Here is a 20,969-nt window from a genome sequence, read left to right as displayed (position 1 = left end):
ACGGGTACTCGGGCGATCATGGATCAATCCGAAGCGCCGATCCTTGATGCCCTGGTCGACTACCGCGCGAGCAACCGATATGGATACACCCCGCCGGGACACCGGCAGGGCCGCGGCGTCGACGACCGGGTACTCGCAGTGCTCGGCCACGATCCGTTCCGCGACGACCTGCTCGCCAGCGGCGGTCTAGACGACCGGCGCACCAGCAACAAGTTCCTGAAGCGGGCCGAAGACCTGATGGCCGAGGCGGTCGGCGCCGACGTCGCGTGGTTCTCGACGTGTGGGAGTTCGCTTTCCGTCAAGGCGGCGATGATGGCGGTCGCTGGTGGAGACTCAGGCCGGATTGCCGGCTCAGCCGGCGCAAGTCTGCTGGTGCCGCGCGACAGCCACAAGTCGGTGGTGGCCGGGCTGATCTTCTCCGGTGTGCAGGCGCGGTGGGTGACACCGCAGTGGGACGCCGACCGGCACATCTCGCATCCGCCGTCGCCGCAGGACTACCGCGACACCTGGGACAGGTACCCCGACGCGGCGGGCGCATTGGTGGTCAGCCCCAGTCCGTACGGCACCTGCGCTGACCTGGACGGGATCGCGCGGGTATGCCACGAACGCGGTAAGCCGTTGATCGTCGACGAGGCGTGGGGCGCGCATCTGCCGTTCCACGAGGACCTGCCGACGTGGGCGATGGACGCGGGCGCCGACGTGTGTGTGGTCAGCGTGCACAAGATGGGCGCCGGATTCGAACAGGGTTCGGTGTTCCACCTCCAGGGCGACCTGGTCGATCAGGACCGGTTGTCGGCGTGCGCAGATCTGCTGATGACGACCAGCCCGAACGTCATGGTGTACGCCGCGATGGACGGCTGGCGACGACAGATGGTCCAGCGCGGCCGCGAATTAATCGGCAACGCACTGGAATTGGCCAGGGGGCTGCGCGACGACCTGGAGTTGATCCCCGACGTCGAGGTACTCGACGACGAACTGCTCGGCCACGAGGCCTCCCACGACCTGGACCGCATGCAGATACTGATGGACGTGTCGGCCACCGGCACCTCGGGCTATCAGGCCGCCGACTGGCTGCGCGCGCACAAATATGTCGACATCGGCATGAGTGACCACCGCCGGGTGCTTGCAACCATTTCCTTCGCCGACGACAAGGCGACCGGCGAGAGGTTGCTCGACGCGCTCTGGGGGTGGCGCAAGGCCGCCAACGACTTCGACTCGCCACCGCAGATCCGGTTGCCGTCGCCGAAAGAGATCCAGCTCGAAGCGGTCCATTCGCCGCGTGACGCGTTCTTCGGACACGTCGAGGCGGTGCCTGCGAACAAGGCCAGCGGGCGCATCTGCGCCGAGCAGATCACGCCTTATCCCCCGGGCATACCGGCGGTGGTGCCCGGCGAGCGACTCAACGACGCGGTGATCGACTACCTGCGCTCCGGCCTCAACGCCGGGATGAACGTGCCCGACGCCGCCGACACCAGTTTGGAGACGTTCAAAGTGGTCGCTACCTGATACCCCTGGTTTCACCCTGGAGGGATCTGGCAACATTACTCACGAGTCAGTTCGGTCCGACGAAGCTCACCGGTGGGGATGACAATGGGGAATTCACACAGTTCAGAAGTGGTTTCGATACTCGCCCAGGGCGGCGAGGGCGGTGGCGCCGCGCTCAATGAGGTAATCGGTATGTCGGTGGCCGCGCTCGTGGTCACCGCAGCATTGCTGTGGATCGGCTACCTGCACCGGCAGCGGCGCATCACCTGGCTGAACAACCTGGCCGAGTGGGCGGGCCGGCGGTTCAAGCGGCCGCCGTGGGTGGCGCTGCCGATGGCGTTGTTCATCGCGACCCTGATCTGTGCGCTGTTCGGCTTCATCTGGGACGTCAGCTTGCACATCGGCAAGGGCCGTGACCCGGGACCACTGGCCAACCCCGCGCACTACTTCATCCTGTTCGGTCTCTTCCTGTTGTTCATCGCGGGCTGCATGGCGTGTGTGTTGCCGTACGACAAGCCCGGTCCCTCGGCAGTCCGCATCACCAAGACCTGGTACGCGCCCGTCGGCGGCATCCTGATGGCCGGCTGCGGCCTGTACGCACTGTTGGGCTTCCCGCTCGACGACATCTGGCACCGCATCTTCGGTCAAGATGTCACGCTGTGGGGACCCACCCACCTGATGATGATCGGTGGCGCGGGCTTCTCCACCCTGTCCGCGGTGCTGCTCAACCACGAAGGTCTCAAGGCGATGGGTGACGACGCCCCCACCGGCGGGATCGGCATCAAGTTCGTCCAGTACCTGGGATTCGGCGGCATCCTCGTCGGCATGTCGGTGTACCAGATCGAATTCGATTTCGGCGTAGCGCAATTCCGACAGGTGTTCCAGCCGATGCTGATTGCCGCCGCTGCCGCGTTCGCCTTGGTCGCCGCCCGCATCATGCTCGGCCGGGGCGCGGCGATCATCGCCGCCCTGCTCGCGATCGCACTGCGAGGCGGTGTCGCACTGGTCGTCGGTCCAATTCTCGGCGCGCCGATCAACTGGTTCGCGCTCTACCTCGGACCGGCCATCGTGGTCGAATTGATCGGGCTGACACCGCTTTTCAAGCGACCGGTGGTCTTCGGCGCCGTCAGCGGCCTCGGCGTCGCGACCGCCGGACTGTGGCTCGAGTCGCTGTGGATCGACGCCGTCTACTACTACCCGTGGCCCACCAGCATCTGGCCGGAGGCCCTCGGCATGGCCGTTCCCGTCGCGGTGCTCACCGGAGCCTGCGGCGCGCTGTTCGGCCTCGTCGTCACCTCGCAGCGTCTGCCGTCGCGCGCGATCAGCATCGGTCTCGTGATCTTGGCGATCGTCGCGATCGGCGGCGCCGCGGCCAACGGCCTGCGCTACAACGTTCCCGAAAACGTCACGGCGACAGTCACTCTCACCGAGGCACCCGCCGCGGCGGGACAACGCATGGTCAATGTCGACGCCCGGATCAACCCGCCCGATTTCGTCAGCGAGCACCCCAACTGGGTGTCGATCCTCGCGTGGCAGGGCCATCTGGAGAACCAGCGCGGCCGCGTCATCGACAACCTGGACAAGCTCGGCCCCGGGCATTACCGCTCCACCCAGCCTGTGCCGGTGTGGGGCACTTGGAAGACGTTGTTGCGGGTGCACGACGGTAAGACGATGACCGCGGTTCCGATCTTCCTCGCAGCGGACCCCGGCATCGGCGCACAAGAGGTGCCTGCGGAGACCACGTTCACCCGACCGTTCGTCGCCGAGATCACCATCCTGCAGCGCGAGCGCAACCCAGACACCCCTGAGGCGTTGTGGACGATCGGTTGCCTGGTGGTGCTGTTCTGCACACTGGTCATGCTCGGCGGCCTGAGTTGGGGCGCGGGACGGATCAACCGCACCGAGGGCCTTGGCACCGAGGCCGAACTACAACCCACGGCGCAGGCATGACCGGGGCCGGACACGTCGAGATCCTGGCTCATCACGGTCTGCTGCTCGCGATCCCGGCGTTCGCCCCGGCCGTCGCGGTAGCAGGTGTGGTGATCTACGTGGCGGTGCGGGACCGGCGTCGCGGCGACGCCCCTCGAGGCGACGCCCCTCGAAATGAGAACTCGAGGGCCTCGGGCCAAGATGGTTCACCGTGACAACTTCCAGGACACTGATGATCGTGACGGCCGCGGCCCTGATCACCGCAGGCTGCGGCGGTTCCGGCAACTCCTCCGACAACGCAACGGGCAGCGCGCAACCGAGCAGCCAGCCTTCGACGGTGAACCCGTCGGACATGTCGAATGAGCAGGCACCGCCGTCGCGGGTGCTCATCGACGTCACGATCAAGGGGGGCGATGTCACCCCGACCAATCAGCAGTTGCAGGCAAAGGTCAAGGAGCAAATCGTGGTCCGCGTCAACAGCGACGCCGCCGACGAGTTGCATGTGCACTCGACGCCTGAGCACAACTTCAACATCGACGCCAAGCCCAACCAGTCCTTCCAGTTCAGCGTCGACGTGCCCGGCAAAGTCGACGTCGAGTTGCACAAACTGAACAAGACGATCGCAACCATCCAGGTGCAGTGATCAGCGATCGGTCCACCGCGATACTGGCCCACGGCCTAGGCGGCTCGACCGATCTGCCGATCCCGTTGAGCTACGCGCTCATTGGCGCGGCGTGGGCGCTGACGTTCACGTTCGCGGTGGTAGCGCTGGCATGGCGTCGGCCGCGGTTCGACCCGGGCAAACAGGGACGTCCGCTGCCGCGGTGGGTCACCACCGCCGTTGACGCGCCCGCGATGCGGTGGATGGTCGGCATCGCGGCGCTGGCATTCGCGGTGTGGGTGGCTGTCGTGGGCTGGCTCGGTCCGCAGGACAGTGACAATCCACTGCCCGGCGTGTTCTACGTCCTGCTGTGGGTCGGCCTGGTGGCGCTATCGCTGTTGTTCGGCCCGGTGTGGCGGGTGCTGTCCCCGGTGCGCACGCTGCACCGCATCACGGGTCGGCGGTCACTCGGGCTGACGTATCCCGAACGGATCGGCTACTGGCCGGCCGTCGTCGGCCTGTTCGCGTTCGTCTGGCTCGAACTCGCCAGCCCCGACCCGGGATCCCTTGGCGCGATCCAGCTTTGGTTGCTCGTCTACCTGGTGGTCACGCTGGCGGGCACGGTCTGCTTCGGTGGCCGCTGGTGTGCCCGCGCCGACCCGTTCGAGGTGTACAGCGTGGTGGCGTCGCGTCCGGCGATCTTTCGCCGCAACAGCGACGGGCGCATCGCAATCGGCAACCCGTTCGACCATCTGCAGTCGTTCCCGGTGCGCGCGGGCAGCCTCGCGGTGCTGGCGGTGTTGCTGGGATCGACTGCTTTCGATAGCTTTTCGGCGTCACCGCGGTGGCGCGGGTTCGTCGACAGCCACACCGACTCTGCTGCGACGGCGACCCTGCTCAAGACCGTGGGGCTATTGCTGTTCGCCTGTGTGGTCGCGGGCACCTTCTGGCTGGCCGCCCGCGCGACCGGCGGGGTCGACGCGCAGCGCCGCCGCGAACTGCCCGGGGAGATGGCGCATTCGCTGATCCCGATCGTGATCGGCTACGTGTTCGCGCACTACCTGACGTATCTGGTCGAGCGCGGCCAGCAGACCATCATTGGATTGTTCGGTCTCAACGGCGCGCAGGTGCACTACGTGCTGTCGATGCACCCGCCGGTGTTGGCCACCATCAAGGTGGTGTGCGTGGTGGCAAGCCACATCGCCGCGGTGATCGCCGCACACGACAAGGCGCTGCGGGTGCTGCCCGCCGGCCATCAGTTGACCGGCCAACTGGCGATGATGCTGGTGATGGTCGGCTACACGTTCACCGGGCTCTACCTGCTGTTCGGCGGATAGGCTTGACAGCGTGCGCGCATTGATCGTCGTGGACGTGCAGAACGACTTCTGTGAGGGCGGCTCATTGGCTGTGGCCGGAGGCTCGGCGGTCGCACGCGGCATCTCCGAGTTGCTCGCTGGGGACGCCGGCTATGGCCACGTCGTTGCGACGAAGGATTTCCACATCGACCCTGGCGAGCACTTCTCCGAGCAACCCGACTACGCGTTGTCCTGGCCACGACACTGCGTGGTCGGCACCTCGGGCGTCGACTTTCATCCGGATTTCGACCCGGCCGCTGTCGAGGCGGTGTTCAAGAAAGGCCACTACTCGGCGGCCTACAGCGGTTTCGAAGGCACCGACGATTCCGGGACCACGCTGGCCGACTGGCTGAACCAGCGCGGCGTCGACGAGGTCGACGTCGTCGGCATCGCCACCGACTACTGCGTGCGCGCCACCGCCGCCGACGCCGCCGCGGCGGGCTTCAAGGCCCGGGTGCTGCTCGACCTGACCGCAGGTGTGGCACCGGAATCGACCGCCAAGGCCGTCGAGGACATGCGCGCGGTCGGTGTCCAGGTCAGGTAGCCCACAATTTGGTTGCAATGCCGTCAGTTTGGGCACCCCCGTATGGTCGCCATGTCGGGTGATTCCATCGTCGTCAATTGGAGAGTGCCACTTTGACCCAAGCTGCCAACCCAGATGTCACGCAATACGAGGTGTGGCCAGGCAAGGCGTATCCGCTAGGGGCCACCTACGACGGCTCGGGAACCAACTTCGCGCTGTTCAGCGAGGTCGCCGAGAAGGTGGAGCTCTGCCTGTTCGACGCCGACGGCGTTGAATCTCGGATGACACTGCCCGAGGTCGACGGCTTCGTCTGGCACGGGTTCATCCCCAACATCGAACCCGGCCAGCGCTACGGCTACCGCGTCTACGGGCCGTACGAGCCCAGTGCGGGTCTGCGGTGCAACCCGAACAAGTTGCTGATCGACCCGTACGCGAAGGCGATCGACGGCACCTTCGACTGGGGCCAGTCGCTGTTCGGCTACAACTTCGGCGATCCCGACAGCCGCAACGACGACGACTCGGCGGCCTGCGTGCCCAAGTGCGTGGTGATCAACCCGTACTTCGACTGGGGCGTGGACCGGCCGCCGGGCCACGAGTACGCCGACACGGTGATCTACGAGGCGCACGTCAAGGGACTGACGCAGACGCACCCGGACATCCCGGAGAACATCCGCGGCACCTACGCCGCCGTCGCGCACCCGGTGATCATCGAACACCTGAAGTCGTTGGGCGTCAACGCAATCGAGCTGATGCCGGTTCATCACTTCGCCAACGACTCCACGCTCGTCGAGAAGGGGCTGTCGAACTACTGGGGCTACAACACGGTCGGCTTCTTCGCGCCCGACTCCAAGTACAGCTCCAGCCCCAATCCTGGCGGCCAGGTGCAGGAGTTCAAGGCCATGGTGCGGGCCCTGCACGAGGCCGATATCGAGGTGATTCTCGACGTGGTCTACAACCACACCGCGGAGGGCAACCACATGGGCCCGACGCTGTCGATGCGCGGTATCGACAACGCGGCGTACTACCGACTGGTCGACGACGACAAGCGGTACTACATGGACTACACCGGCACCGGCAACAGCCTGAACGTCGGCCATCCGCACAGCTTGCAGCTCATCATGGACTCACTTCGCTACTGGGTGACCGAGATGCACGTCGACGGGTTCCGGTTCGACCTGGCCTCGACGTTGGCCCGCGAGTTCTACGACGTCGACCGATTGAGCGCGTTCTTCGAACTCGTCCAACAGGATCCGACGGTCAGCCAGGTCAAGCTGATCGCCGAACCGTGGGACGTCGGGCCGGGCGGCTACCAGGTCGGCGGGTTCCCGCCGCAGTGGACGGAGTGGAACGGTAAGTATCGCGACACGGTTCGCGACTATTGGCGGGGCGAGTCGGCGACGCTCGACGAGTTCGCGTCCCGGCTCACCGGCTCATCGGATCTCTACGAGCACACCGGGCGGCGTCCCGTCGCGTCGATCAACTTCGTCACCGCTCACGACGGGTTCACGCTGCGGGACCTGGTGTCCTACAACGAGAAACACAACGAGGCCAATAAAGAAGACAACCGCGACGGTGAGAGCCACAACCGCTCGTGGAACTGCGGCGAGGAGGGCCCCACCGACGACAAGGAGATCAATGCGCTGCGCGCCAGTCAGCAACGCAACTTCCTTGCCACGCTTCTGCTTTCGCAGGGCGTGCCGATGTTGGCGCACGGCGACGAACTCGGCCGCACCCAGCAGGGCAACAACAACGTCTACTGCCAGGACAACGAGTTGTCGTGGATCGACTGGGCCAACGCCGACACCGAACTGATCGAGTTCACCAGGACCGTGTCCGAGTTGCGCGCCGCGCATCCGGTGTTTCGCCGGCGCCGGTTCTTCTCCGGTCGCCCGGTGCGCCAGCGCGGCGGCGACGGTCTGCCCGATATCGCGTGGTTCGCCCCTGACGGTTCAGAAATGAGCGACGAGGACTGGGAGAGCGGCTTCGCCAAGTCGGTCGCGGTGTACCTCAACGGCAATGGCATCCCCGACCTCGACGTGCGTGGACAACGGGTCACCGACGACTCGTTCCTGCTGTTCTTCAACGCCCACTACGAGCCGATCGAATTCACATTGCCTGCAGAGAGATTCGGCGCTTCGTGGGTGCCGGTGGTCTACACCGCCGACACCGCGGCGGCCGACGAGGGCAAGCCGGTGTCCGCCAGTGCCACAGTGTCGGTCAACGCCAGGGCGTTGATGGTGCTGCAGGCCCACACCGAATAACTCAGTCGACAACGGGAAAGAACGATCCGCCGTCGTCCGGGTCGGTCCGCTCGGGCTGCTCGGGCTGCTCGGCGGCGAGCTTGTCGTCCAGTGACTCGTCCACCTCACCGTCGGCGGTGATCTTGTCCGCCTCACGCCACGTCTCGGGCGGGTCGACGACCTCGTCGCCGTCGTCGTTTCGGACATCGTCGGAGTCGAGGGCCTCGGTCGGCCTCAGTGCGTCACCGACTCCGCCGCCGTCATTGGGGGAATAGCCGGGGTCAGGGTTTGCGCTCACAACGGTCCGGTTGCCCAATGGGCGCAGCGCTAAACGCGCGGCTCACTCCAGGACGTCGTAGAACGATTCGCCGTCCTCGGGCGTCCCGTCGACCTGGCCGTACTGCCGCCCGTGCGTTTCGGGATTCAGATGGTCGATGTCGTAGTTGCTGACCAACCGCAGGCCTCCGCCCGCGTCGGAGTCGTGGGCCTCGGTGGGCGCAGGCGTGTCCTCGTCGTCGACGTCGTCGGGAATCTCCTCCGCCAGTCGCTCGTCGAGCGTCTCGTTGTCCTTCGCCTCGATCCACTCGTCGGGCGGATCGACCACCTCGTCGCCGTCCTCATTGCGGACTTCGTCGGAGTCCAGTTCCTCTTCCGGCGTCAGTGGGTTGTCGTCGAACTCGTCAGAGGTCATGCGCTTATGGTGCCGCACGGCTCAGCTTGACGCGCGTGCGCTCGCTGGATCCCACCTTCACCGACTGAGAGGCCGACGACATCGAGACGTGGGATGAGCGGATCGTGATGGTCGCCGACGACGAAGATTTTCTCGAGTGGCAGCGCGAGTGGTTGGCGGGCAACACCTAAAGCTGTTGTGCGGCATGGGCGCTTGCAAATCGAGATCACGTCTCCGTACCAGGCCGTATGGTACGGTTTAGTTGCTGTAGCAACCGTGGCCGCCGCCATGGCTCTCGGAATTTCTCGAAATTCCGCTGACGCCGCCGGCCGGGCGGGCCGGAGTAGGAAGCCGAAGAGCGGCGGCGCCCTACCTGGCGGTCACGGTTGCCAGCACCTTCGTCACCCGTAATTTTCCCGGGTGTAAGTCACTACCGAGGTTGAGCCCCGTATGCTGCCCACATGGTGCCGCCGCGCAGTTCTGGCGGTCGGCTGACAGCCGATGACTGGATCGACGCCGGATTTGCTGCGCTCGCCGAGGGCGGCCCGAACGCACTGCGGGTGGACCGGTTGTCCGAACGCCTGCATGTCACCAAGGGCAGCTTTTACTGGCATTTCTCCGACACCGCCGCCTATCGCAGCGAGCTGATCAGGACGTGGGGTGAGTTGCGGGACCGTAACCGGCGGAGCTTCGAGCAGATGCCCGACGTCGACCCCCTCGACCGCCTGCGCATGATGATCCAGACGTGGGTAGCGCCGGACCAGTGGCAACTCGAGCAGGCGATGCGGGTGTGGGCGCTGTCGGACGACGAGGTCCTGGCCAGCGTCCAGGAAAGCGACGCGCGGGTGCTGCGCACCATCCGTCGCGCGTTCGTCGATTGCGGGTTCGACCGCGACGATGCAGCGCTGCGGGCGTTCGTGGTGTTCTCGGCGGGCATCGGACTGCTGCACTCGACGGACTCCGCGCCCGCCGCCCCACCCGGTCTTCAGGAGAGGTTCCTGCACTTCATGCTGAGGCCGTAGTCACGACTTGGCGGTCGGCTCCAGGCCCGTCTTCTTGTCGAGGTACTGCAGCAGGTCGTGGGCGGCCAGTTCGACGTCCTTGTGCCGCCACTCGGCGGCCCGATAGACGCAGGCGATCAGGCCGGTGCGGTGGAGTCGGCGAAAGTCGCCGTACACGAACGCATATCGCGCCTTCGTCTCGTCGGAGGCACCCTGCGTGAGCCCCAGGTGCCACTCGGCGTATTCGGCCCAGCTATGCGTTTTGAGGTAGCTGTTCTGCGCGTCGGCGCGCGGTTGCACCTCTCCCCAGTCGCTGTCGAGCACGTACTGCCGAGCGTCGATCAGCGCCCTGGCTTTCGCCACCGCGGCGTCGTTGAGCAGATAGGAGGCCATGGCTTCATTCTGACCCCTACAAAAAGACTCTGTAACAGAGGTAATATCGGACGTCGTGGAGACCCGCACCGATCTGATCGCCGAGTTGTTCAACGTGGTGGGCCGGTTCCGCCGACAGTTGCGCCGGTCGACGGGCAGCGGGTTCGACGCCACCGGGCTGACCCAGTCGCAGGCCGAGATGCTGCGCTTGGTCGGTCGCCAACCGGGTATTTCGGTGCGAGAGGCGGCCACCGAGTTGGGGTTGGTGCCGAACACGGCCTCGACGCTGGTGTCCAAACTCTCGGCCGACGGCCTGCTCATCCGCACCGTCGACGCGGAGGACCGCAGGGTGGGCCGGTTGCGACTGACGGAGTCAGCGCAACGCATCGCCGACCAATCGCGCGCCGCGCGCCGCGCCGCGCTCGTCGCGGTGCTCGACGAGTTGGACCCCGACCAACTCGACAGCCTGGAACACGGACTGGAGGTACTCGCCGAGATGACCCGCATGCTGCATGAGAGGCAGTCGCGATGACACCGCTTGCGATCGACTGTCAGCACCTGACCCACCGCTACGGGCAGTTCACCGCGGTCGACGATCTCAACCTGGCGGTCCGCTGCGGTGAGACGGTCGGCCTGCTCGGCCCCAACGGGGCAGGCAAGACCACGGTGGTCCGGGTGCTGACCACGCTGACCCCGGTGCAGAGCGGCCAGGTGGCCGTCTTCGGCCTCGACTCCCGCCGCCACACCATGGACATCCGGCACAACATCGGCTATGTGCCGCAACAGCTTTCGATCGAGGCGGCTTTGACCGGCAGGCAGAACGTCGAGCTGTTCGCCCGGCTGTACGACGTGCCGCGCGGTGAACGCGCCGACCGGGTCGACGAAGTGCTCGACGCGATGCAACTGCTCGACGTCGCCGACGCCGTCGCAGGCACGTACTCCGGCGGTATGGTCCGGCGACTGGAATTGGCGCAGGCGCTGGTCAACCGGCCGTCGCTGCTGATCCTCGACGAGCCGACCGTGGGCCTGGATCCCATTGCGCGCGACAGCGTCTGGGCCCAGGTCGAGTACATGCAGCGCACCTTCGGCATGACCGTGCTGCTGACCACCCACTACATGGCCGAGGCGGACGCGCTGTGCGACCGGGTGGCACTGATGCATCACGGTCAGCTGCAGGCGGTCGGGACGCCCGCCGAGCTGAAGCAGACCGTGTCCCAGGCACATGTCGCCGCCAGCGCGGCTCCGGAAGAAGCGACGCTCGAAGACGTCTTCCGTCATTACGCAGGTTCGGATCTCGGTGAAGACACCTCGCAGACCGGGATCCGCGCGATCCGCAACACCAGAAGGACGGCCCGCCGTGTCAGTTGACCAGAGCATCGACGTGCAGATTGTCCTCGCGCCGCGCGGCTGGCGGCGTGTCCGCGGAATGGCCATGCGGATGAGCGCTTTCGCGATCGTGGAGTTGCAGAAGCTGCGCCACGACAACACGGAGTTGTTCACCAGGATGGTGCAGCCGGCGCTGTGGCTGCTGATCTTCGGTCAGACGTTCAACCGGTTGCGGGTGATCGACACCGGCGACGTGCCGTACCTCGCCTTCCTGGCGCCCGGCATCATCGCGCAATCGGCGATGTTCATCTCGATCTTCTACGGCATCCAACTCATCTGGGACCGCGACGCGGGCATACTGGCCAAGTTGATGGTGACGCCCGCTCCCGCGCCGGCCCTCATCACGGGTAAGGCGTTCGCCGCCGGCGTGCGGTCGGTGGTGCAGGTGATCGGCGTGCTGGCACTGGCCTATCTGCTCGGTGCGCACCTGACCGTCAACCCGCTGAAGATCCTTGCCGCGATGGCGGTGGTGGTGCTCGCCGCGGCGTTCTTCGCATGCCTTTCCATGACTCTGGCGGGTCTGGTGCGCCACCGGGACCGGATGATGGGCATCGGCCAGGCCATCACGATGCCGTTGTTCTTCGCATCCAACGCGCTCTACCCCGTCGACGTCATGCCCCACTGGCTGCGCTGGCTGTCGGCGATCAACCCGCTGTCCTATGAGGTGAATGCGTTGCGCGGGCTGCTGATCGGCACGCCGAGCAACGCGATTCTCGACATCGGCGTGCTGATGCTGGCCGCGGTCCTCGGCATCGCGGTGGCCTCCACCCTGCTGCGCCGCCTGGTCCGCTAGTTCATCTGCGGGTCATAGGTCCCGCACATCGCCGACACACCCGGCGGCGACACGATGAACACATGATTGTTCTCGTACTCGACGCCGGCACCGAAGAAGGCGCGCGGCTGGCCCGGAAGTTGTTGCGCGACGGCCACCGAGTCGCGATCAGCAGTCGCTTCGCCACCGACCTGGTCCCGCTCATGCATGGCTATCCATCCGACCGGGTGCTCGCGGTCGCGGCCGACCCCGCCGACCCCGCACAGATCGCCCGGCTTCAAACCAAGGTCCGTGACTACTTCGGTGTCGACAAGTCGTACACCGTCGCGTCGCCGATGTCGATCCGACGGAACGTGGCGGCCACCCAGTTGCCGATGTCGGCGTGACCGCGGTTGCCCCACCCTGGGCCGTGGCCCCGGTTGTTCAGCACGACGTAGTACGCCACCTTGTGCTGGGACACGTAGTCTTTGAACTCGCTCAACGTCGGCACCGGATCGCTGCCGATGAATCCACCGATCGCCATCACCGCGGTGTCCGAAGACAATTCGAGGTTCGCAGCCACCGATGACCGCAGCACCGCCGCCGACCATTCGGTGTTGGTGTTCTTCAGGATCGCGGTGAGGTCCGGGTTGTCCGCGCCCTGGGCGAACCAGAAGTGCATCTGGGGGTCCTTGTCGGCGGGCCCGACGGTCGGGCCGCCGCCTTCGTGCGGTTGGCCGATGGTGACGATTGCATAGACCGCGGGTCCGGCGAGCGCAGCCACCACACCGACGCCCAGCGCGGCCGTCGCGAAGCGCTGACCAAGCAGACACGCTGCCGCGCCGACCGCGAGCACCAGGATGATCCACCGCAGGGCGGGCAGCCAGTCGGCGTTGCGGCCCAGCACGTACCAGCCCCAGACACCCGTACCGCCGAGCAGCACCGCCAAACCGCCTCGGTACAACCACTTTTCCCGAAGCTGCCACAATTCATGCACGCCGATCGCGAACATGGCCGCCACCGGGGGCGCGACGGACATGCAGTAGTACGCGTGGATCGTCCCGTGCATGAAGCTCAGCACCAGTCCGTCGACGATCAGCCAACCGCCGAACAGGACCGCGGCGGCCCTAGTGAGGTCCGTGCGCGGTGCGCGGCCACGGGATGCCGCCACCAGGACCGTCGCCAGCAGCGCTGCAGGCACCAACCAGCCGATCTCGAAACCGAATTCACCGTTGAACAGTCGCGGCAGGCCCTGCGATTGGTTGCCGAAGCCGCCCAAGCCGTGCCCGCCGACCCGCAGTTGCGCGCCCGCCGACGATCCGACGATGTGGGCCGGCGCGCCGAACGCCATGTGGTTCTTACCCAGTACCCGGGCGAACCCGTTGTAGCCCAACACCAGATTCATGAAGTTGTTGTCGGTGGATCCGGCGATATACGGGCGCGACGACGCCGGCCACAACAGCGTCAGCACCACGAACCAACCGGCGGAGACGACGAACGCGACCGCGGCCACCAACATCTGCCGCAATCGGACCCGCATCGTGGTCGGCGCGGCAAGCAGATAGGCCGCCGCCAGCGCGGGCGCCACCATCAAACCTTCGAGCATCTTCGCCAGGAACGCGAAGCCCAACGCCGCCCCGGCCCAGGCCAGCCACTTCACATGCCCCTTGTCGAGAGCACGCACCGTGCAGTACGCCGCGGCCATCATCAGCAGCACCATCACCGCATCGGGGTTGTTGAACCGAAACATCAACGCCGCCACCGGCGTCAGGGCCAGCACCGCTCCGGCGAGCAGTCCGCTGGTCGGGCCGCAGACCCGCGAGACGGCGCCGTACAGCAACGCGACGGCGGCCACCGCCATCAGCGCCTGCGGCACCATCATGCTGGCGCTGCTGAACCCGAAGAGTTGCCCGGACAGCCCCATCACCCATTGCGATACCGGCGGTTTGTCGACGGTGATGAAGTTGTGCGAGTCCAGCGAGCCGAACAGCAACGCTTCCCAGTTGTTCGAACCCGCTTGGGCAGCAGCGGCATAGAACTGGTTGCCCATGCCATTGATGGTGATGTTCCACAGGTACATGACCGCGGTCGCGAGCAGAAGCGCGACGAGGCCCACCCGGTGCCACGTGTCAGTGGTCCACCGGGTGGGCCGCGGGTGGTCGAGGTCGGCGGCGCGCGCGTCCAGCGTCGAAGTCACACCCGCCAGTCAGTCACCACGAGGTTGCGTGGGCCTGTGAGGAGGCGGGGAGACTGCTGCGGGTTGCCCGCAGGGCGTCGGTAAGGGTCCACGCCGAGATGCCGATCAGCGCGACATCCTTGATCAGGAATCCACCGGTCGCGGACAGCAGCGGGAAGCCACCCGCGGCGTCGTCGAACACACCGGGGGTGGTGAACAGGAAGCTGATCGTCGCGACGAACAGCAGCAGCGCCAGCGCGCTGCCGACGATCGACGCCTTCGGCCACCACGGCTTGACGGCGATCAGAACCGCCGCGGCGACCTCGAACACGCCGAGCAGCACCGAGAACGTGTAGACCGAGAAGATGTCGTAGAGCCAACTCATGAACGGGCTCGCGGAGACCATCGGTTCGATGCCCTGAGCCTCGAAATGGGTGAACTTCAACAGGCCGAACCAGCCGATCACGAACACCAGGCCATAACGGGCGAGCAACGGGGCCGCTTTGTCGATTCGTTGGAGGGTCATATGGGTTGGTGCCGATTCGGGCGCCGACCGTTACACCAGGCGTTTGAATCCCTCGGCAAACCGGAAATCGCTGTTTTGTTATTTTTTGCGGGGAATTACCGATACATCAGTTCGATGTCACTTATCGGGTCCGGAGACGAGGGGAATGGGTTGCGTACTTTCTTGAAGAGCGTCATGACGCTGGCGGCTGTCATCTTGCTATCAGTCACCTTGACCAACGTGCTGTCCCCGCAGTCGAGGCCGCAGAATTACCAGGTGCGCGAGACGGCGGCGGTTGGCTCGCTCGGTTTCGCCGATTCGTGGCTGTGGTTCCTGTCGCCCGACGACGTCAACCGGCAACTCGACCTGATGGTGTCGACGGGTGTGCACAACGCCCGAATCATGTTGCCGTGGGCCGGTATTCAGCCCGCCGCCGACTCGTACGACTGGGGGCAGGCTGACACCATCATCAACGCCGCCAACGCCAGGGGTATCGCCGTCGTCGGTCTGCTCAACTCGACCCCGGGCTGGGCCACCGGGGGCGGGCCCGCGATCTCCAGCCCGCCCGCCGACGTCAACACCTTCGCCAACTTCGCGGGCACGGTCGCGTCGCATTTCGCGGGCCGCATCGCCGCCTACGAGGTGTGGAACGAGGAGAACGCGGTGCAGTTCTGGAATGCGGGGGCCGCCGGTCCGCAGCCCGATCGTTTCGCCCAGATGCTCAAGGCCGCGTATCCCGCCATCAAGGGCGCCGACCCGGCCGCCACCGTCGTGATGGGTGGGTTGAGCCCGACCATCAACTTCTTCTCGATCACCAAGAACCCCGTCGACTACCTGAACAACGTCTACGCCGCAGGCGGCGGGGGTTCGTTCGACGCGGTGGCGTTCCACCCGTACCTGTTCACCAGCAACACGGACGCCCGGTTCTCGACGGGCAAGGTCAACTCGCCGCGCAGCCTCTACGACGGTCTGCGGGCCGCGATGAACGCCAACGGGGACGGCGGTAAGCAGATCTGGGCCACCGAATTCGGCGAGGCCACCTCGAAGGTGGATGAGGCCACGCAGGCCGCCTGGATCCAGGACTTCATCGTCACGTGGCGCGGACTGCCCGGCGCGGGCCCCGCGTTCGTGTACACCACCCGCGACCGCAATACCGGCAACGGCAACGCTCAGGACAACTACGGCGTGTACCGCACGGACTGGACGCCCAAGCCGGCCGCGGACGTGATCCGCAACCTGGCCTAACCCACTATCCGCGCGATCGACTTCAGCGGGATCGGCAGCCAACTCGGCCGGTGCCGCGCTTCGTAGGCGGCCTCGTACACGGCCTTGTCGAGTTCGTAGGCCGCAAGCAGGTGTCCTGAGTCGCGCGGGTCGGCGCCGCTGACTTCGGCATAGCCCTCGCAGAACGAGGCGGCGTTGCGGTCAACCCACTCGCGGGCCCGCGCACCGAGTTGCCGCTCGCGGTCCTCCTCGCTCGACTGTTCCATCAACCGTTGATAGGCGGCGTATTCGAATGACCGCAGCACGCCCGCCACGTCGCGCAGCGGTGAATCCTGGCGGCGCCGCTCGTCGAGCGGCTGACCGGGTTCGCCTTCGAAGTCGATCAGCAGCCAGCCCTCCGGGATGCGCAGCACCTGGCCGAGATGCAGGTCGCCGTGCACCCGTTGCACGGTGATGGTCTCCTCGGCCAGCTTGCGGTAGCGCTCCTCGATCAGCGGGACGTACTCCTGCAGTTCGGGCACGGACGCCGCGGCGGCCGACAACCGCTCGAGCACGGTGTCGGTCGGGAACACCACCGTCGAGGTGCCGAGTTGTTCGGCGAGCGTGGCGTGCACCGACGCGACCGCCTCACCGAGCCGGTACGACTCACCCGCGAAGTCGCCACCCACCTCGTCGGCGTATAGGTCGCCCTCGGCGAACAGGTCGCGGGTGCTGGCCGTCGCCATGTCCCAGCCTTCGGCGGAGTTGGCCGCGAATTCGGTGACCATCCCGAGCGCGTACGGCTCGCCGTCGACCGTGGTCTCGTAGGAGCCAAGCAGCCTGGCCACGTGTTCGTTGCCTGCGCGGGCTAGCACGCGGTTGAGTTCGATGTCGGGGTTGATCCCTGGCGTGATCCGGCGGAACACCTTGAACACGGCCTGTTCCTCGAAGATCACGCTGGTGTTGGACTGCTCAGCGCTGGCCACCCGCGGTGCGGCGTCCACCGGCAGCGTCACGTCGGGCTCCTTGACGAACCGGACATCGCCGAGCACGGCCGACGAATCGACTAACGACAGCAGGTATTTGGCATCCGCCGGGTTGTACAGCGCGTCGTACGCGGTGCGGTCCCCCTCGGCCCCGATGCTCGCGATGTCCGCATACTCCTCTATCGGCCCGGCGTCCCACCGCACGATCACCTGATAGCGGTCGCTGGGCCCGTCGGCGTAGCAGACGTCGAGCAACACCAGGTCGAGATCGTCACGCAGCGACACCACGGCCGCGGGTTCGGCGGACGTCAGTTCGCGGTTGCGTCCGGCGTACCAGCGTTGGTGCACGATCCATTCGTCGAACGGCAGATTCATTGCTGCTCTCCCGGTTCCGGCGCCCGCAGCTGGAACCAATAGAACCCGTGTCCGGGCAAGGTCAGCAGGTAAGGCAACTGGCCGATGCGGGGAAATTCAACGTACCCGGTCATCTCAACGGGGGTATACCCGCTCCAGTTCTGCAGATTCATCTCGATTGGCTGCGGAAACCGCGACAGGTTGTTCACGCACAACACGGTGTCCTTCTGGCCGTTTTCCTCGATCTCGCGGACGAACGTGAGCACCGACGGGTTGGAGCCGCCGAGTTCTCGGAACGTCCCGACGGCGAACGCCTCGTGTCGGCGGCGCACCGCGAGCATGGTCCGCGTCCAGTTCAGCAACGAGTTCGAACTGTCGCGCTGCGCCTCGACGTTGACCGCCTGGTACCCGTAGATCGCATCCTGGTTCGGCGGCAGGTACAACCGGCCGGGTGTCGCGGTGGAGAACCCCGCGTTGCGGTCGGGCGTCCACTGCATCGGCGTGCGCACCCCGTCGCGATCGCCGAGCCAGATGATGTCGCCCATCCCGATCTCGTCGCCGTAATACAGCACCGGCGAACCGGGCAGCGACAGCAGCAGCGCGGTGAACAGCTCGATCTGGTTGCGGTCGTTCTCCAGCAACGGAGCCAACCGACGGCGTATGCCGACGTTGGCCTTCATCCGCGGATCCTTTGCGTACTCCGCGTACATGTAGTCGCGCTCTTCGTCGGTGACCATCTCGAGCGTCAACTCGTCGTGGTTGCGCAGGAAGATGCCCCACTGCGCCATATCGGGAATCGGTGGAGTGTGGGCCAGGATCTCCGAGATGGGGAACCGGGACTCGCGCCGCACCGCCATGAAGATGCGTGGCATCAGCGGGAAGTGGAACGCCATGTGGCATTCGTCGCCGCCGGTGTCAGGGTCACCGAAATACTCGACGACGTCGGCGGGCCACTGGTTGGCTTCGGCCAGCAACACCCGGCCCGGGAACTCGTCGTCGATCACCTTGCGGCAGTGCTTGAGAAACGCGTGGGTCTCGGGCAGGTTCTCGCAGTTGGTGCCTTCCCGCTCGAACAGATACGGCACCGCGTCCAAGCGGAAACCGTCGATGCCGAGGTCGAGCCAGAACCGCAGCACGTCGAGCATCGCGTTCTGCACGGCGGGGTTGTCGTAGTTCAGGTCGGGCTGATGGCTGAAGAACCGATGCCAGTAGAACTGGCGCCGAACGGGATCGAACGTCCAGTTCGACTCCTCAGTGTCGACGAAGATGATTCTGGCGTCGCTGTACCGCTCGCTGGTGTCGCTCCACACGTAGTAGTCGCCGTACGGACCGTCGGGGTTGCGCCGCGATTCCTGGAACCACTCGTGCGAATCCGATGTGTGGTTCATGACGAGGTCGGTGATGATCCGGATGCCCCGGCGATGGGCCGCGTCCAACAGATCGACGAAATCGTCGACGGTGCCGAACTCGGGCAGCACCTTGTAGAAGTCGCGGATGTCGTAGCCGCCGTCGCGCAGCGGCGAGTCGTAGAACGGTGGCAGCCAAAGACAGTCGACGCCAAGCCACTTGAGGTAGTCGAGTTGTTCGCATAGGCCGCGCAAGTCGCCGGAACCGTCGGAGTTCGAGTCGTAGAACGCGCGCACCAACACCTCGTAGAACACCGCGCGCTTGAACCAGGTGCGGTCCTCCGGAAGTGCGCGCGCATGGCCGAAGTCTTCGGCGGTGGGGTGTTCGACCACGCCGTCCTCGACGTGGCTGCCCTTGGTTGGATCGTGTGCGACGTGCCCGCTGCTTTGGTCCATCAGCCTTCAAACCTACCCATGTCTGACGAAACTGAACCGCTCAACGGCCACCAGTTGAAACCGCCATCAAGTCGGGTTACGGTTTGGCCGTCCTAGATCCGTCAGCGTGGCGATCTGGCCATCACTGGCGCAGTTTTGCTCTACGAAGAATTGAGTGGCAGTGGCTGATTCGACGCCCAATGATGGTGAAGCCCCAGTAATTGTCGGCATGGCCGACGCGGCGATGCACATGTACTCCGCCGCCATCGACACGCTTCCAGACGTGCACGATCCGGACTTTCCGCACCGCGCAGGCATCATCCTGGCCGGCCTTCGCAAACTGCAGGCGTCGTTGTCGGAAGCGGCGGGCCGCAGTCGGGTCACCCCGTCGGTCATCGTCGCCCTCAGCGGTGTCCGGCGCCGTTACGACGAGTTGATGGAGACTGCCGCGCACGGTCCCGGCGCGACGCTGGGCCAGCGACTGTATGTCGCGCGAGGCCGCGCCAAGCTGTCGACGAAGGAAGCGGCAAACGGCGTCGGTCTACGCAAGGACATCATCGAAGACGTCGAGGCGGAGGAACCCGCCACAGAGGAAGAGACCAGCAAGATCAAGGATCTGATCGCCGCGCTGGGCGGCTGACGGACCTTCATCGCAGGAAGCGCGCCGCGGGTTGGGCGCGCAGCAAGCGGGCGCTGTTGGCCTGCCGGTAGCCGATGACACCACCGGAGACCGTGAGCAGCAGCAGCCCCGCGACTCCTGGCAGAGCCAGCATGGCCACTTCGGCTGGCGTCGGGCTGCGTAGCTCGCGCGGATAGCCGAGCCGCGTCGGTCGAGGTGTCACCGTGTGCCCGCTCATCGGCGTCACCGCATTGGCGACCGGCTCCGGCGGCGGCGGAAGTGAACCGCGGATCGCGGGCACGGGCGCGCCTGCCGCCGCCACCGGTGCCGACGGCACACCCGCCGCCGCGACAGGCGGGGGCGGCGCGGACAGTGGAATGGGTAGCGGCGCGATCACCAGCGGCGCCTGCAGCACAGGCGGCTCAGCCGAGTAAGCGGCCGCCAGCGGATCGACGCCGCCGTTCCCTCCCCCGATGGAGTCCACCACCGGCGGCGCTTCCTTGGCCTGGACCTTCAGCGACGGACCAGGGACAGGCGCCGGCCGCGGCGGTTGCAGCGCCGCCAGTAAGTCGCCGAGCGTCGGCACCGGGATCACGATGGTTTCGTAGAAAAGCGACGGGTCGGGCAATCGGCTCGGCGGTAGCTCTTTTTGTCGCGGAATGCGGAAGTACGGAATGACCAAAGACCCTCTGTAAATCTTCGTCTTGGGGTTTGTGCCGCTATTGTTTTTCTCATTCGCTTTGGTTTGTACGCCGACGTCTTCGCGACCATTGCCGAAGGTGGTGCTCGGCGGTTCGGTATTGCTGGCGCCGTCGGCCCTCGAGCCGGACCCGTTATCGTCAGATTTGCTGGTGACGGTTGCGGTTTCGGGGTCGGTACCGTCGCTCTCACCCGTGTCCGCGTAGCCGATTCCGGCGCTGGCAACACCGATCAGGAGGCTCACGGCGAACACGGATACGGACGAAATGAACCGCATTGCCGAACCTCCTCATCCCCGATGAGAATCGTTGTCCGTCAATCGAATAAGCCCCG

Annotated in this window: 22 protein-coding genes; 13 read left to right on the top strand and 9 right to left on the bottom strand. The window is 65.9% G+C overall.

The genetic code is table 11. The features are described from left to right. Positions 1–18: 18 nt before the first annotated feature. The 7 genes from A5724_RS03665 (at position 19) to glgX (ending at position 8,154) form a co-directional block, all read left to right on the top strand. Entirely contained in the window at positions 19–1,506 is a 1,488-nt protein-coding gene (locus A5724_RS03665; protein ID WP_067796386.1) for an aminotransferase class I/II-fold pyridoxal phosphate-dependent enzyme, read from the top strand. 84 nt (positions 1,507–1,590) lie between these two features. Beyond that, on the top strand, positions 1,591–3,435 hold the full coding sequence (locus A5724_RS03660) for a hypothetical protein (RefSeq protein ID WP_067796384.1): 1,845 nt from the start codon (positions 1,591–1,593) through the stop codon (positions 3,433–3,435). Then, complete coding sequence (locus tag A5724_RS03655; protein ID WP_067796381.1) at positions 3,432–3,629, top strand: hypothetical protein; 198 nt, start codon at positions 3,432–3,434, stop codon at positions 3,627–3,629. The genes A5724_RS03660 and A5724_RS03655 overlap by 4 nt, the downstream gene beginning before the upstream one ends. Further along, positions 3,626–4,057 (top strand): hypothetical protein, encoded by a 432-nt coding sequence (locus A5724_RS03650; protein ID WP_156752117.1) that lies wholly within the window; start codon positions 3,626–3,628, stop codon positions 4,055–4,057. The genes A5724_RS03655 and A5724_RS03650 overlap by 4 nt, the downstream gene beginning before the upstream one ends. Beyond that, complete coding sequence (locus A5724_RS03645; RefSeq protein WP_067796374.1) at positions 4,054–5,352, top strand: hypothetical protein; 1,299 nt, start codon at positions 4,054–4,056, stop codon at positions 5,350–5,352. Before A5724_RS03650 ends, A5724_RS03645 begins: the two co-directional genes overlap by 4 nt. Before the next feature lie 10 nt (positions 5,353–5,362). Continuing rightward, the gene (locus A5724_RS03640) at positions 5,363–5,914 is read left to right on the top strand and encodes an isochorismatase family protein (protein WP_067796371.1); all 552 of its coding nucleotides are present in this window, start codon (positions 5,363–5,365) and stop codon (positions 5,912–5,914) included. A 92-nt stretch (positions 5,915–6,006) separates the two neighbouring features. Continuing rightward, positions 6,007–8,154 (top strand): glycogen debranching protein GlgX, encoded by a 2,148-nt coding sequence (gene glgX, locus A5724_RS03635; RefSeq protein WP_067796368.1) that lies wholly within the window; start codon positions 6,007–6,009, stop codon positions 8,152–8,154. A gap of 1 nt (position 8,155) precedes the next feature. On the opposite strand, the gene A5724_RS03630 is transcribed toward glgX, so the two are convergent. Beyond that, a complete protein-coding gene (locus tag A5724_RS03630) occupies positions 8,156–8,431 on the bottom strand; it encodes a hypothetical protein (protein ID WP_067796365.1) in 276 nt (91 codons plus the stop codon). A 42-nt stretch (positions 8,432–8,473) separates the two neighbouring features. Beyond that, the gene (locus A5724_RS03625; protein WP_067796363.1) at positions 8,474–8,824 is read right to left on the bottom strand and encodes a hypothetical protein; all 351 of its coding nucleotides are present in this window, start codon (positions 8,822–8,824) and stop codon (positions 8,474–8,476) included. A gap of 440 nt (positions 8,825–9,264) precedes the next feature. On the opposite strand from A5724_RS03625, the gene A5724_RS03620 reads away from it, so the two are divergent. Continuing rightward, on the top strand, positions 9,265–9,825 hold the full coding sequence (locus A5724_RS03620; RefSeq protein ID WP_067796360.1) for a TetR/AcrR family transcriptional regulator: 561 nt from the start codon (positions 9,265–9,267) through the stop codon (positions 9,823–9,825). On the opposite strand, the gene A5724_RS03615 is transcribed toward A5724_RS03620, so the two are convergent. Further along, positions 9,826–10,197, bottom strand: coding sequence for a hypothetical protein (locus A5724_RS03615; protein ID WP_067796358.1), 372 nt, complete (start codon positions 10,195–10,197; stop codon positions 9,826–9,828). A 55-nt stretch (positions 10,198–10,252) separates the two neighbouring features. Between A5724_RS03615 and A5724_RS03610 the strand changes: the two genes are divergently transcribed. Genes A5724_RS03610 through A5724_RS03600 form a run of 3 tightly spaced genes read left to right on the top strand, consistent with a single transcriptional unit; the run spans position 10,253 to position 12,355 of the window. Continuing rightward, a complete protein-coding gene (locus tag A5724_RS03610) occupies positions 10,253–10,708 on the top strand; it encodes a MarR family winged helix-turn-helix transcriptional regulator (RefSeq protein WP_082964837.1) in 456 nt (151 codons plus the stop codon). After that, on the top strand, positions 10,705–11,544 hold the full coding sequence (locus tag A5724_RS03605; protein WP_067796352.1) for an ATP-binding cassette domain-containing protein: 840 nt from the start codon (positions 10,705–10,707) through the stop codon (positions 11,542–11,544). The genes A5724_RS03610 and A5724_RS03605 overlap by 4 nt, the downstream gene beginning before the upstream one ends. Before the next feature lie 58 nt (positions 11,545–11,602). Continuing rightward, positions 11,603–12,355 carry an ABC transporter permease gene (locus tag A5724_RS03600; RefSeq protein ID WP_067796589.1) on the top strand — a complete coding sequence of 251 codons (753 nt, stop codon included), beginning with the start codon at positions 11,603–11,605 and terminating at the stop codon, positions 12,353–12,355. Here A5724_RS03600 and A5724_RS03595 read toward each other — a convergent pair. Genes A5724_RS03595 through A5724_RS03585 form a run of 3 tightly spaced genes read right to left on the bottom strand, consistent with a single transcriptional unit; the run spans position 12,352 to position 15,015 of the window. Continuing rightward, a complete protein-coding gene (locus tag A5724_RS03595) occupies positions 12,352–12,615 on the bottom strand; it encodes a hypothetical protein (RefSeq protein WP_067796349.1) in 264 nt (87 codons plus the stop codon). The genes A5724_RS03600 and A5724_RS03595 overlap by 4 nt on opposite strands. A 14-nt stretch (positions 12,616–12,629) precedes the next feature. Then, entirely contained in the window at positions 12,630–14,510 is a 1,881-nt protein-coding gene (locus tag A5724_RS03590) for a glycosyltransferase family 39 protein (RefSeq protein ID WP_067796346.1), read from the bottom strand. A 13-nt stretch (positions 14,511–14,523) separates the two neighbouring features. Then, entirely contained in the window at positions 14,524–15,015 is a 492-nt protein-coding gene (locus tag A5724_RS03585) for a YkgB family protein (RefSeq protein WP_067796343.1), read from the bottom strand. A gap of 174 nt (positions 15,016–15,189) precedes the next feature. On the opposite strand from A5724_RS03585, the gene A5724_RS03580 reads away from it, so the two are divergent. Beyond that, a complete protein-coding gene (locus tag A5724_RS03580; protein WP_067796340.1) occupies positions 15,190–16,239 on the top strand; it encodes a cellulase family glycosylhydrolase in 1,050 nt (349 codons plus the stop codon). Here A5724_RS03580 and A5724_RS03575 read toward each other — a convergent pair. Both A5724_RS03575 and treS read right to left on the bottom strand, forming a co-directional pair. Next, a complete protein-coding gene (locus A5724_RS03575) occupies positions 16,236–17,558 on the bottom strand; it encodes a maltokinase (RefSeq protein ID WP_067796337.1) in 1,323 nt (440 codons plus the stop codon). The genes A5724_RS03580 and A5724_RS03575 overlap by 4 nt on opposite strands. Further along, the gene (treS, locus tag A5724_RS03570; RefSeq protein ID WP_067796334.1) at positions 17,555–19,339 is read right to left on the bottom strand and encodes a maltose alpha-D-glucosyltransferase; all 1,785 of its coding nucleotides are present in this window, start codon (positions 19,337–19,339) and stop codon (positions 17,555–17,557) included. Before treS ends, A5724_RS03575 begins: the two co-directional genes overlap by 4 nt. A 229-nt stretch (positions 19,340–19,568) precedes the next feature. Here treS and A5724_RS03565 point away from each other — a divergent pair, with 229 nt between their 5' ends. Then, entirely contained in the window at positions 19,569–19,958 is a 390-nt protein-coding gene (locus A5724_RS03565) for a hypothetical protein (RefSeq protein ID WP_067796586.1), read from the top strand. A gap of 7 nt (positions 19,959–19,965) precedes the next feature. Here the strand turns inward: A5724_RS03565 and A5724_RS03560 are convergent, their stop codons facing one another. Beyond that, the gene (locus tag A5724_RS03560) at positions 19,966–20,619 is read right to left on the bottom strand and encodes a hypothetical protein (RefSeq protein ID WP_156752115.1); all 654 of its coding nucleotides are present in this window, start codon (positions 20,617–20,619) and stop codon (positions 19,966–19,968) included. Positions 20,620–20,969: the final 350 nt, after the last annotated feature.

This window comes from Mycobacterium sp. ACS1612 (genome assembly GCF_001667505.1).
GTDB lineage: Bacteria > Actinomycetota > Actinomycetes > Mycobacteriales > Mycobacteriaceae > Mycobacterium.
This window is presented reverse-complemented; position numbering and strand designations above follow the sequence as displayed.